Here is a 12,347-nt window from a genome sequence, read left to right as displayed (position 1 = left end):
GCTGGCGACGGCCGCCGGACCGGCGCGTCCCGGCGTCGCCAGCACCGCTGGCGATGCGACCGCGGCGGCGGGCGCCTGTTCCGCGCGCGGCCCCAGCCACCACCAGCCCGCCACGCCGATCACCAGTCCCAGTGCGAGCAGTTTGGGCAGTGTCATCGCATCACTCCTGCATCACCACAGGCACCGAGGCGTCCACCGCATCGGCCACCTGCAGGGCATCCCAGTTGGTCATGCGCACGCAGCCGTGCGATTCGGTCTTGCCCACATGGCCCGGCTCGGGCGTGCCGTGCAGGCCGTAGTGCGGCTTGGAGATATCGATCCAGACCCGGCCGACCGGGTTGTTCGGGCCGGCCGGCAGTAGTGCCTTGCTCTCCTTCTTGCTGGCATCCCAGAACAGCTTGGGGTTGTAGTGGAAGGTCGGCTCGCGCGAGATGCCCAGGATCTTCCAGGTCCCGATCGGCAGCGGATCGTGCTTGCTGCCCGAGGACACCGGGAACTGCGCGTACACCTTGCCCTGTGCGTCATACAGGCGCAGCGTGGAATCGGACTTGTCGATCACCAGCTTGGCCGCCTTGGGCAGCGCCGCCGCGGCGATGTTGGGTACCTGGATCTCGCTGCCGGCCTTGGCCAGGTCCACGCCGGGGTTGAGCGTGCGCAGCAGCTCGGGCGAGGCATGGAAGCGTTCGCCCAGCGACTCCTGCACCGTGGTGAAGCCCAGCGCCTTGAGCTTGGCCTGCTCGGCCGGCTTCTTCGGGATCGGCTGGAACGGGCCGGCCACGTCCTCGGCGGTCAGGGTGTAACGGGCCAGCACGGGCGTGCTGTCCGGCTGCAGCGCCTGCCAGGTGGCATCGTCGAGTTCACCGGTAACCTTGAGGCCGCGGGCGGCCTGGAAACCGGCCACCGCACGCTTCTGGTTCGAGCCGGGCAGGCCATCGATTTCGCCCGGCGAGAAGTGCGCACGGTCCAGCAGCACTTGTGCGTGCAGGTCAGAGCGCACACCGGTGGCCGGCGCGCTGTTCCCGGCGGTGGCGTTTTCGGCAATGGGCGCCGGCAGCGCAGCCGGCGTTTGCGCCCAGGCCGGTGCTGCGCAGGCCAGGGCGAAGGCGAGAAGCGGGGCGGTGGCGCGCGGGCGCAGGATCATCGAGAACGTCCGGTAGGGGGTATGGATTTACCTTGCCGGAGCGATGTGCACGTGTGCCGTGAAAACGCTGACGGGCAGCTGAGTGCGACGCGGTCCCTGGCAGCGTGCACGGCCTGTGAAGCGCCTTGCCTCGTTTGATCGGCGCCGCAGGGCATTCGCGCTATCGTGGGCGCACGTCACTCCGGACAGGGGGTTGCATGGCAGCAGCATGGTGGGCGGCGTTGTACCTGCTGTGCCACGGATTGGCCCTGGCATTGCTGCCGGGCCATGCACAGGCGTTGTCATTTTCGTTCCTGATCGGTGCGCCGCTGCTGGCCGCGCTTGGCTGCCTGTGGCGCATGCGGCTGAGCCAGGCGCGCGTGGGCTGGCTGGCGCTCGCGGTGGGCATGCTGCTGTGGGCCGGCGGCATGGCGTTGAACATGTACCAGGAAATCGGACGCGGCAATCCCGATGCGACGCCGGGCGCCAGCATGCTGCTCTACGTGTTGTACGGGGTGCCGCTGACATTTGCGATGGCGCACCCGCGGCATGAGCCTTGGTACCTGATCCTTATCGATGGCGCGTTGGCGCTGCTGCTGGGCTACCTGTTCTTCGTGCACACCTTTTCCTTCGCCACGGTGAGCGATGCCCCGGCGCAGGGGATAAACAGCCTGCGGGTGATGTTCGACATCGAGAACCTGTTCATCGCGGTGTTCGCGCTGGTGCGCTACCTTGCCAGCGAAGACGGCTCGCGCCGGGTGTTCTTCCGTGCGTTGAGCCTGTTCGCCTGGCTCTATCTGGGGATGGCCGCCTACATCAACCACTTTGCCACCGAGGCAAGCTACGGCGGGTTGACCGATGTGCTGATCGACCTGCCGTTCCTGCTGCTTGCGGTACTGGCACTGCGCGGCGGCGCCGAGGCGGAGGACACCACACCGCGCCGCCTGGCATTGGCGGTGCGCGCGGGCAGCCCGTTGATCCTGCCGGCCGCGCTGCTGGTGGTGTCGGGATTGATGGTGGACAAGCACCCRCACCTGGCCGTGGTCGGCTTCGCGCTGTGGCCACGCTGGGGTCGGGCCTGCGCGGGGTGGTGATGCAGGTACGTGCGATGGAGCGCCAGGACCAGCTGGACGTACTGTCGCGGGTGGACGCATTGACCGGGGTGGCCAACCGCCGCCAGTTCGACCACGTGCTGCAGGCCGAATGGGGCCGCGCGCGCCGCAGCGGGCAGGGCATGGCGTTGCTGATGGTGGACATCGATCACTTCAAACAGTTCAACGACCGCTTCGGCCATCCGCTGGGCGATGTATGCCTGCGCGAGGTCGCCACCACCCTGGCCGGCTGTGCCACGCGCGGGTCGGACGTGGTGGCGCGCTACGGCGGTGAGGAATTCGCGGTGGTGGTTCCCGCGACGACGCGCGAGGGTGCGCTGGCGCTGGCCGAGACCATGCGCCAGGCGGTGGAACGGGTGCGTCTGGCCTCGCCCGGTGCGGTCAACCTGATCGGTGTGACCGTCAGCATCGGCGTGGCGCATGTCGCGCAGATCGCTTCGTCCGATCCCAGTGGCCTGCTGGCAGCCACCGATGCCGCGTTGTACGAGGCCAAGCGGCATGGCCGCAACCGGGTGGTGGAGGCGGACGCTGGCGTGTCATCCGTCGCCGGCGCGACGCCGCGATGAGCCGGTCGCCGCGGCGTGGCGCCCGGCGCTGACAATGGACGCTGCGATCGATGCTGAAGCCAGCGAGCAGCAGCGCAGCGATCCCCCAGCGCATCGCCCTGGACAACCAGGCAGCGCTGGCCACCCGCCACGCCAGTGCGGCAATGCCGCGGGTGGAGCTGTACCGGGCGTTGGGGGGCTGGCAGGGTGGCGAAGCGGTCGCAACGACGGGGACGTCAGGCGCCGGGGCCGCGCATCCCTGATCCGCTGTCGACCGGCCGTCGGGGTGAACCCCGCCGGCCCAGCAGTCGGTAGGGCAGGTAGCCGATCATCAGCACCGGAATCACCGTCAGCGCCGCCCGGAGCACGGTGCCGCCCTCGGGCAGGGCGCTCCAGATGACTTCCAGCAGCATCATGCCGATCAGCATGATCGGACCGCCGGCGGCGATCAGGATGACGCGGCGCACGCCGCGGTTGGGAACGAGGTACACGACGTCGTCGGCCGGCACCGCCGGAGGCGCCGATGCAGTCGGGCCAGGGCGCGGCGCGGGCACGCGCACCGGATCCACCACGTCGCGAAACGGCGCCTGCGGCGGCGACAGCAACGCGTCAAGGTCGGTGCGGTCGATGAGATTGCGGCGTTTCGGGTCCACGCGGCATTCCATGCGTAAAGGCCGCCATGATGGCGGCCCGGTTCCAGTGTCGGGCGGCATGCGCAGCCCGCTCTGGAGAGCGGCGAGGGCAACATGCGGTCGGCACGTTACCATCGCATCGCGCTTCAACGCACGTCGCGCAGCTCCCAATGATGCCCGGCCAGCATGCGCAGGCGCTGCTTGAACACATCGCTGTCGATGCGGGTGGTGGCCACCAGGTTGATGCGCAGGTCGTCCTGCGAGCCGGTGACGGTGGCCGACGGATCGGTGGCCCCCCACTGCGCTTCGACCGCGTCCGGGTCGGGCTGCTTGGCACGCCACTTGTCGAACAGGACGGTGCTGCGCAGGGCATCCTGCAGCTCCTCGGCGAAGCCGGCGGCGCCCTGCGAGCGGAAGGAAAGGTCTGGATCGTTGCCGCGGGCCTTGGACGGGTCCGGCAGGCTGATGTGGTACTGCGTTGACATGGTTACCTCCAGTGAATGCGGCAAGGCTGGCAGAGCCGAAGTGCAATCGGCGTGCAGATCGGCGGCTCAGCCGCTGAAGGTATGCGGTTCGTCGGCAAATCCAATGGTGACCGCGCCCTTGCCGACGTTGACCATGCCGGTCAGGCTCATCACCGACTCGAACAGCTCCACCCCGTGCGCCTGGCAGGTCTGCTGCAGCGTGGCGTAGCCGGGCAGGGCCTGCAGGTCGGCCAGCTCGCCGCCGTAGCTGACGCATACGGTGGGCGTCAGCAGCCCGGCCTTGACCCGCTGCCCGACGAAATCGAACAGCTTCTGCACCGCGTTGTCGAAGCCCTTGATCTTGGCCACCGGCCCGGTCTGCCCGCGGTAGCCATGCAGTACCGGCTTGATGTCCAGCGCGCTGCCCAGCGCCGCGCTGAGCAGGCCGACGCTGCGGTCGCCCTTGTGCCGGGCGCGGGCGCGCATGTAGTACAGGTCGCGCGTGACCATGTAGCCGTGCACGTTCTGCGCCAGCATTTCCAGCCGTTCGCGGATCTGCTGCACGCTCACGCCACTGGCGCGCAGCCGCACCGCTTCCACCGCGGTCACGCCCTGCGCGGCGAACAGGTTCTGGGTATCGAGCACGCGCAGGGCAAACGGCGTATTGAAGCCAGCTGCCTGGCGCACCGGCTTGTAGTCGTTGAGGATCGCGAAGCTGGCCTGCATCGCGTTGTCATGGATGGGGCTGCGGGTCTTGGTGATCGTCATGCAGAACACATGGTCGTAATCGATCACCAGCTTGCCCAGGAACAGGTCGCGGATCTGGGTGACGCTGAACGGAATGGTCTCCGCTTCGGCGCCGTGTTCGGCCACGTGGGCATGCAGGAAGCTGAGCGTGGCCTGCTCGTCGCGATGGTCGGCGAGCACCGCTTCGCCGATCCGCACCGTGATTGGCAGCAGCACGATGTTGTGTTGTTCGATGAAGTCCTGCGGCAAATCGCAGGCAGAGTCGACGACGATTCCGATGCGCATCCTGAGCCCCCCTCAAGGCCGGTTGTAGGTTCGGAAGTGTGAAAGCTATCTCAAAATCGTCGACGCTGCCTGAGCGGCCAGTCAGCTTGCCGGTCGGCTGCGCTCCACCGCCACCGGCAGGTTATCGATCCGTGCCCATTCGCCGCGCTGCAGCATGGTCGGGTCGGCCAGTACGGCCTGCATCAGGCCGTGCGCCTCGTTGCCCCAGAACAGTTCGCCATCGATGGCCAGGGTCGGTACCCCGAACACCCCGGCGCTGATCGCCGCTTCGGTGTTCTGCCGCAGCTGCTCCTTCACCGACGGCGCCGATACCGCTGCGGCCACGTTGGCCACTTCCAGCATCGCGCCCGGCAGGGCCAGCGCGGCGGGGGTATCGGCGGCGTGGCCATCGCGCCAGATCCAGTTGAACAGGATGTCCACGGCCTGGTGGCTGGCTTCGGCGGCCAGGCACAGCCGCAGCGCGGCCAGGGGATTGAACGGGTGCCCGGGCGGGAAGCGCAGCGTCACCCCCTGCTGCTGCGCCTGCCACAGTACTTGCCGGTAGGTGAAGCGGCGCTTTGCCGGGATCTCGGCCGGGCCCAGGTTGCCCAGGTGGTGCAGCACCGCACCGAAGGCGATCGGCACCGGCGTGATCCGCTCGAACTGCGGCAGCTGCTTGAGCTGCTGCCAGTGCAGATAGGCGAACGGCGAGACGAAATCAAAGTACCAGCGCAGCGCCATCGGGAATTCCTTGCAGGTGGATGCGGCGGGGGCGGGCCCCGCCGCGGAAGGCGGCTCAGCGCGAGTATGCGCGTGGTTCGGCCGAAGCCGGGGCCAGGTAGCGATCGCGCAGTTCGGTCTGCCGCGAGCGCATCGGCATCGGCCGGCCGCCCAGCCACACCTGCTCGGCGTAGTGGCCCACGTCCAGCGGGTCGCCTTCCCACAGCACCAGGTCGGCCAGCTTGCCGACCTCGATCGTGCCGATCCGCTCGCCCACGCCCAGCACCTGTGCCGGCACCCGGGTCAGCCCTGCCAGGCCATCCTGCCAGGGCAGGCCATTGGCCACCGCATTGCCGGCCAGCTGGCGCATCTTGCGCGCGTTGTGTGAGGCATCCTCGCGCTGGGCGAAGCTGACCTGCACGCCAGCGGCACGCAGGCGCGCGGCGTTCTCCAGAGTGGCACCGATCTGGTCGAAGCTGGCCGGCAGGTTGCCCAGCGCGTCAACGAACACCGGTACGTTGGCCTGCGCCAACTGCGGTGCCACCCGCCACGCTTCGGCACCCCCGGCGATGGCGATCTTCACGTTTTCGCGGGCCGCCCAGCGCAGCAGCTGGCGGATGTCGGCGGCGCGGTCGATCTGCACTACCAGCCGCCCGTGGCCGCCGAGGTAGCGGGCCAGCGTGGCGCGGCCGGCGGGGGTCAGCAATGCGTGCGGCGAATCGGCAGGCACGCGACCACGCGCTTCGCTGACCATCTGTTCGAGCAGCATCCATTGCGCCGCGCGCGAGCTGCCGGTCAACTCGGCGCCGGACGCGCCCAGACGGAGGTACAACGCCAGTGGCCCGATCGGATCGGTGCTGCCATCCAACCGCACCACGCCGCCCTGGCCGGCGATGAAACCACCGCCGCTGTTGGCCCCCAACGCGGTGAACCCGATCCCGTCCAGTCGGGCCACCGGGATCAGCACCGAGTCGGGGTTATAGGCCAGGCTCACATCGAATTCCGGTCGCAATGGCTGGTCGTCCAGCTTCAGCGTGCTGTCCACCGTGGCCGACTCGCCGGACACTTCCTCGATGCCGATGTCGGTGATGCCACCGAACAGCGCCGGGGTCAGCGGCTTGCCTGCAGCCTCGACCACCACGGTGCCAGCCGGTGCCGACAGACCTGCGCCGACCGCGCGGATGATGCCGCCCTGGACCAGCACGTCGGCGTGCTCCAGGCTGCCGCGCGCGCTGGCGGTGTGCACCGTGGCATTGCGCACCAGCAGGTCCTGCGCCTGCGCCGGCAGGGCGGCCAAGACCAGCAAGGTAGTGCCGAGCCACGCTCGGCAACGCGCCGAACTACTCCAAGCGCGCCTCATGGCCGGACCTCCTGGCCCAGCATGAAGTCCGACAGCGGCTGCCGCCGCGCATCGTGGCGGTCGTAGACCTGATGTCCGTCGATATAGACCTGTTCGGCCTGCGCGTAGGAACTGAAGGGACTCCCGTTCCACACCACCACATCGCCCATCTTGCCCGCCTCCAGGCTGCCCGTCTGCTTCTCCACGCCCAAGGAGCGTGCCGCGTTGAGCGTCAGCCACATCATCGCGCGCTCCGGCGCGATCGTGAGACCGGCGCGGCGCGCGTTGGCGATCGCCTTGGCTGCTTCCTGGTTGAGCCGCTGGATGCCTTCGGGCGAATCGGAATGCACGATCGCACAGCTGTTGGCCGGGCGGTCGACCAGCGCGATGTTGTCCTGGATGCCGTCGAAGGCCTCCATCTTGAAGCCCCACCAATCGGCCCACAGCGCACCACACACGCCCTCGGCGGCGAGCCGGTCAGCCAGCTTGTAGGCCTCCACGGCATGGTGGAAGGCGGCGATCTTGAAGCCGAATTCCTTGGACAGATCCAGCATGGTCGCCATCTCGTCGGCGCGGTAGCAGTGGATGTGCACGCGGATGTCGCCCTGGATCGCGCCCGCCAGCGTGTCCAGCTTGAGGTCGCGCTTGCCACCGGCATCGCCGGCACTGTCGCCCTTGTCATCGCCACCGAACCAGCGTTTCTTCTTCTGGGGCTTCTTCGGCGCGTTCTTGGCGAGATACTCGCTGGCATCGATGAAGGCGGCGCGGTAGCCGGCCACGTTGCCCATCCGCGTTGACGGCGCCACGCCCTTGCCGCCGCCGTAGACGCGCTTGGGGTTTTCGCCGCAGGCCATCTTCAACCCCCACGGCGCGCCGGGGAATTTCATGGCCTGGTAGGTGGTGGCCGGCACGTTCTTCAGGGTAACGCCGCGGCCACCGACCAGGTTGGCCGAGCCCGGCAGCACCTGCATCGCGGTCACGCCGCCGGCGAGCGCTGCGGCGAAGCCCGGATCCTGCGGCCATACCGAATGTTCGGCCCATACGTTGGCGGTGACCGGCGCGGTCATCTCGTTACCATCGCTGTGCGCACTCACCCCGGGGCTGGGGTACACGCCCAGGTGCGAATGCACGTCGATGATGCCGGGAGTGACCCACTTGCCCCGCGCATCCACTTCGCGCGCATCGGCCGGTGCGGCCAGCGCCGTGCCGACGGCGGCGATGCGGCCATCGCGCAGCAGCACGTCGGCCTGTTCCAGGCGCACGCCCGTACCGGTCAGCACGGTGGCATTGCGGATCAGTACCGGCGCCGAGGCGATCGGCGCGTAGGTGCTGGGATAGGGGTCCTGCACGAATCGCGAGGCGGCCGGCGCCGACGGCGCGGCAAGTGAAAACAGCGCCAGGGCCACCCCGGCGGTCAATCGTGTGCGCATGTTTCCCCGATGCGGCATGGACGGATCGGCCGACGCTAGCGGTTGCCGGCGGGATTGCCAAGTGACGTAGCTCATGGAGGTGGAATCGGGCATCCGCCGACGTAGTCAATCGCTGTGGGGGTTTTCCTGATACCCATCTGCCACGTCAATGGTTAGCGTGATGTTGTCCAGAATTCTGGATGACGCCTGGTTGTGTGCTACGCGTGGCACCGTCGAAGGCTTCCGCCTGCGATGGTGCAAAGGACCTTGCAGGGTCGCCCCGCAGGGCGACCAACACGGATGTTGACCGGCGGCGTTTCCGCCGCATCGGCTTATGCCCATAAATTGTAAAAATTCTGTAAAAAATCGCTTAGGATCAGTCAGCATGTCGTATGGAATGGCATGCATCTTCTGGTGCGGCTGCCGATATCCCTGCGATGTCCCGGCCCGAATCACTTCAAGGAAGTAGAGTTCAAATGACCTACGTATCGCGCTCCAACGCACGTCGCCGTCCCTCGCCGAGCCTGCTGGCATCGGCCATCACCGGAACCCTGCTGGCCGCCCTTGCGGTGCCTGCGCTGGCCAGTTCCTCCAGCGACTCCCTGAGCACCTACCAGCAACAGCGCGCGCTGCAGCGGGCGGCTTTCAGCCTCGACCTGCCGGCGGCCAACGTCGCCAATGTCGGCGGCGTCCGCATCACTGCCGAGCCGGCCCCCGGCCCGATCAACGGCACCCCCGGCAATGCCGAGAGCTGGCGCAGCACCGAGTTCGACGCCGACTGGGGCCTGGGCGCGATCAACGCCGACGCCGCCTATGCGCGCGGCCTGACCGGCAAGGGCATCCGCCTGGGCGTGTTCGACAGCGGCACCGGCCTGCAGCATGACGAGTTCGCCGGCAAGGACCATCGCAGCATCCATCTGGCCGATGTGCTGCCCGATGGCAGCCTGTGCGCGAATACCGCCATCATCGATGGTCCGGATGCCTGCTTCAGCAGTGACGGCGACCAGGTGGCGGTCGACTATCAGATTCTCGATCCGCAGTACGAGGACCTGTTCAATCGCAATGGCTTCTATGAAGGCGCCAGCTACCAGGTCCATGGCACCCACGTGTCGGGCACCATTGCGGCCAACCGTGACGGCAATGGTACCCACGGTGTGGCCTTCGGCGCCGATCTGAGTGTGGCGCGCCTGTTCTCCAACAGCGCGAGCTACCTGACCGTCGTCGAGATCGATGGGCGCTTCTATCCCTCGTCGCAGACGGTGGCGGCACTGGGCGCCGATGATTCGATCTTCCCGCAACTATACGCACAGCTCAATGCGCAGGGTGTGCGCGCGGTCAACCACAGTTGGGGGCTCAGCAGCGAGCCGGGTACCGTTGAAGACCTGGACATGTACCTGGCCCACCCGGTATTCGAGAACCAGCTGGCCGCGATGGCCGAAGGCTCGCGTAGCCGCGGTCTGATCCAGGTGTGGGCCGCAGGTAACACCGACGCGGTCAACCCGTCGCCGGAAGAAGCCCCGATTGCCGGCATGTATGCCTCTCTCCCGCGCGCGGTCGCCGACATCGAGCCGTACTGGCTGGCGGTGGTCAACGTCAATGAAGAACTCGAGCTGAGCAACCGCTCCATGCGCTGCGGCTTTGCGGCGAACTGGTGCCTGGCGGCCCCGGGCTCGAACATCACGTCCACTGTCTACGGCCCGGACTCGCAGATCGACGCGGATCTGTACGACGACAACGGCAATCTGAAGCTGGACATCAACGGTCAGTCTCCGACCTATGGCTACGAAGACCTGAGCGGCACCTCCATGGCCGCCCCGCATGTCACCGGCGCGCTGGGCCTGCTGTTCGAACGCTTCCCCTACCTGGACAACGCGCAGGTGCGCGATGTGCTGCTGACCACCGCCACCGACCTCGGTGCTGCCGGCGTGGACGACGTCTACGGCTGGGGCCTGGTGAACCTGGCCAAGGCCATCGAAGGCTACGGCCAGCTGCGCGTGGACACCAACGTGGTGATGAACCAGAAGGCCGGCGGCCTGAAGGTGTGGGAAGGCGATGCGTGGGACGACTGGACCAATGACATCGGCGGCCCGGGCAAGCTGACCAAGTCGGGCATCGGCTGGCTGCGCCTGAGCGGTGACAACAGCTTCAACGGTGCGATCGTGCGTGAAGGCATCCTGGAGCTCAACGGCGTCAACGCGCTGACCGCTTCGCTGGATGTCACCGGCGGCCAGCTGCTGCTCAACGGCACCCTGCGCGACATGACCTTCAACAGCATCGGTGGCAGCAGCCGCGTGACCGCCACCGGCGTGCTGGACAACACCGACCTGAACATCAGCGGCGGCGTGGTGTCCTTCAATGGCGTGCAGACCGGCGGTGCCACCGTCGTCGGCGCCAAGGGCGCGCTGCAGGGCATCGGCCGTCTGGGCGATACCCGCGTGGAAGGCATCATCGCGCCGGGCAATTCGATCGGCACGCTGACCGTCGACGGCGATTACGTGCAGACCGCCACCGGCGTGTACCTGGCCGAACTGGCCCCGGGCAGCCGCAGCGACCAGCTGCATGTGACCGGCACCGCTACCCTGGACGGCACCCTGAAGGCGCTGCCGGAAGCGGGCACCTACTACCTCGGCGAGCAGTTCAACTTCCTGCAGGCCGACGGCGGCGTCAACGGACGCTTTGCGACCGTGGACTTCAGTTCGTTCTCGCCGTTCCTGCAGTTCAACCTCGGCTACGGCACGGACGGTGTGCAGATCAACGTCGCCCGCGGCAACGCGCTGGCCAGCGCCGCGGTGACCGCCAACCAACTCGCCGTGGCACGCAGCGCCGACGGCCTGGCGCTGAACCAGGGCCTGCCCAAGCCGCTGACCCAGCTGTTCCCGGCCCAGGTCGGCGCGGCGCTGGACGGCCTGAGTGGTGAACTGCATGCCGCCGCGCCGATGGTGCTGGTGGAAAGCAGCCGTTACCTGCGCGATGCCGCACTCAGCCGCAGCCTCGGTGCACGTGCACCGGGCGCCAGCGAAGAAGCGGTGACCGGTGTGTGGGTGCAGGCCATCGGCGGCAGCGGCAAGCTTGACGGCGATGCCAACGCCGCCCGGACCGAAAGCAACAGCAACGGGTTGCTGGTCGGTGCGGACCACCAGTTCGGCGGTGGCTGGCAGGTGGGCGGGCTGATCGGTACCGGTCGTACCGACAGCAAGCAGGGCCAGGGCCGTCGTGCCCGCGCTGAAATCGACAACACCCACTTCGGTGCTTACGTCGGCAATCAGTGGGGCGGTTTCGGCCTGCGCGCGGGCCTGGGTTACAGCCGTCACGAGGTGGACAGCAAGCGCGAACTGGCCTTCGCCGGTTACCAGGACACGCTGACTGCCCGTTACGACGCCAAGACCCGCCAGCTCTTCGTCGAAGGTGCCTACCGCATCGGCGACGCCGAAGCCGGCCTGGAGCCATACCTGCAGGTGGCCCGCGTCGAGGTGGACGTGGACGGCATCAACGAGCAGGGCGGTGCCGCGGCGTTGCACGGCAACGTGGGCGACACCCGTAGCAACATCGGCACTGCCGGTGTGCGCTTCGACCGTGGCCTGAAGGCCTCCTGGCAGCAGGAAAGCTGGCTGCACGTGCGCGGTGGCGTCGGCTACCGTCGCGCCTGGGGCGACCGCAGCCAGGTCGCCGATCTGGCCCTGGCCGGTGGCAGCAGCTTCACCGTGAGCGGTGCGGCCATCGCCGACCACGCCGTGGTCGCCGAGCTGGGCCTGTCGGCCTGGCTGAGCCCGCGCAACCAGCTGGAACTGGGCTACAACGGCCAGTTCGGCAGCGAGTCGCGCGATCACGGTGTGACCGCACGCTGGTCCGTGCAGTTCTGATCGGGCACAACCGGTAACGGGAAAAAGGCGGCCAATGGCCGCCTTTTTCTTATCCATCTCCCCGCCATATTGCAGGCCTGAAGCGCGTTCTGAAACTCTTCAGACGCGGCCGTCGGTGGGTCGGGCATTGGGCGC

At 67.9% G+C, this 12,347-nt stretch carries 11 protein-coding genes; 4 read left to right on the top strand and 7 right to left on the bottom strand.

From position 1 onward, the window contains the following. Positions 1 to 160: 160 nt before the first annotated feature. The gene (locus AC1DQP_RS09155; RefSeq protein ID WP_478051454.1) at positions 161 to 1,141 is read right to left on the bottom strand and encodes a L,D-transpeptidase family protein; all 981 of its coding nucleotides are present in this window, start codon (positions 1,139 to 1,141) and stop codon (positions 161 to 163) included. 197 nt (positions 1,142 to 1,338) lie between these two features. On the opposite strand from AC1DQP_RS09155, the gene AC1DQP_RS09150 reads away from it, so the two are divergent. The 3 genes from AC1DQP_RS09150 to AC1DQP_RS09140 are packed head-to-tail and all read left to right on the top strand — an operon-like array spanning position 1,339 to position 3,040. Further along, positions 1,339 to 2,214 carry a hypothetical protein gene (locus tag AC1DQP_RS09150; protein WP_457318615.1) on the top strand — a complete coding sequence of 292 codons (876 nt, stop codon included), beginning with the start codon at positions 1,339 to 1,341 and terminating at the stop codon, positions 2,212 to 2,214. Then, positions 2,178 to 2,798 carry a GGDEF domain-containing protein gene (locus AC1DQP_RS09145; RefSeq protein ID WP_478051453.1) on the top strand — a complete coding sequence of 207 codons (621 nt, stop codon included), beginning with the start codon at positions 2,178 to 2,180 and terminating at the stop codon, positions 2,796 to 2,798. Before AC1DQP_RS09150 ends, AC1DQP_RS09145 begins: the two co-directional genes overlap by 37 nt. 50 nt (positions 2,799 to 2,848) lie before the next feature. Then, positions 2,849 to 3,040 (top strand): hypothetical protein, encoded by a 192-nt coding sequence (locus AC1DQP_RS09140; protein ID WP_457318623.1) that lies wholly within the window; start codon positions 2,849 to 2,851, stop codon positions 3,038 to 3,040. Here the strand turns inward: AC1DQP_RS09140 and AC1DQP_RS09135 are convergent. The 6 genes from AC1DQP_RS09135 to AC1DQP_RS09110 form a co-directional block, all read right to left on the bottom strand. Further along, on the bottom strand, positions 3,014 to 3,430 hold the full coding sequence (locus AC1DQP_RS09135) for a hypothetical protein (protein ID WP_457318613.1): 417 nt from the start codon (positions 3,428 to 3,430) through the stop codon (positions 3,014 to 3,016). The two genes, AC1DQP_RS09140 and AC1DQP_RS09135, sit on opposite strands and share 27 nt — an antisense overlap. Before the next feature lie 125 nt (positions 3,431 to 3,555). After that, entirely contained in the window at positions 3,556 to 3,894 is a 339-nt protein-coding gene (locus AC1DQP_RS09130) for a hypothetical protein (protein WP_457318612.1), read from the bottom strand. 66 nt (positions 3,895 to 3,960) lie between these two features. Then, the gene (locus AC1DQP_RS09125; RefSeq protein WP_256777323.1) at positions 3,961 to 4,905 is read right to left on the bottom strand and encodes a DegV family protein; all 945 of its coding nucleotides are present in this window, start codon (positions 4,903 to 4,905) and stop codon (positions 3,961 to 3,963) included. 81 nt (positions 4,906 to 4,986) lie between these two features. Further along, positions 4,987 to 5,625 carry a 2-hydroxychromene-2-carboxylate isomerase gene (locus AC1DQP_RS09120; protein ID WP_457318611.1) on the bottom strand — a complete coding sequence of 213 codons (639 nt, stop codon included), beginning with the start codon at positions 5,623 to 5,625 and terminating at the stop codon, positions 4,987 to 4,989. Between the two features lie 55 nt (positions 5,626 to 5,680). Continuing rightward, positions 5,681 to 6,964: an amidohydrolase family protein gene (locus tag AC1DQP_RS09115; protein ID WP_457318610.1), complete on the bottom strand. Its 1,284-nt coding sequence runs from the start codon at positions 6,962 to 6,964 to the stop codon at positions 5,681 to 5,683. Further along, complete coding sequence (locus AC1DQP_RS09110; RefSeq protein WP_457318609.1) at positions 6,961 to 8,373, bottom strand: amidohydrolase; 1,413 nt, start codon at positions 8,371 to 8,373, stop codon at positions 6,961 to 6,963. The genes AC1DQP_RS09115 and AC1DQP_RS09110 overlap by 4 nt, the downstream gene beginning before the upstream one ends. Positions 8,374 to 8,828: 455 nt before the next feature. On the opposite strand from AC1DQP_RS09110, the gene AC1DQP_RS09105 reads away from it, so the two are divergent. Further along, positions 8,829 to 12,212: an autotransporter domain-containing protein gene (locus tag AC1DQP_RS09105; RefSeq protein WP_478051452.1), complete on the top strand. Its 3,384-nt coding sequence runs from the start codon at positions 8,829 to 8,831 to the stop codon at positions 12,210 to 12,212. The last annotated feature ends 135 nt before the right edge of the window (positions 12,213 to 12,347 follow it).

The organism is Stenotrophomonas sp. P5_A8 (assembly GCF_056400545.1).
Note: the sequence above shows the minus strand (reverse complement) of the source record. Positions and strands in the feature narration are given on the sequence as shown.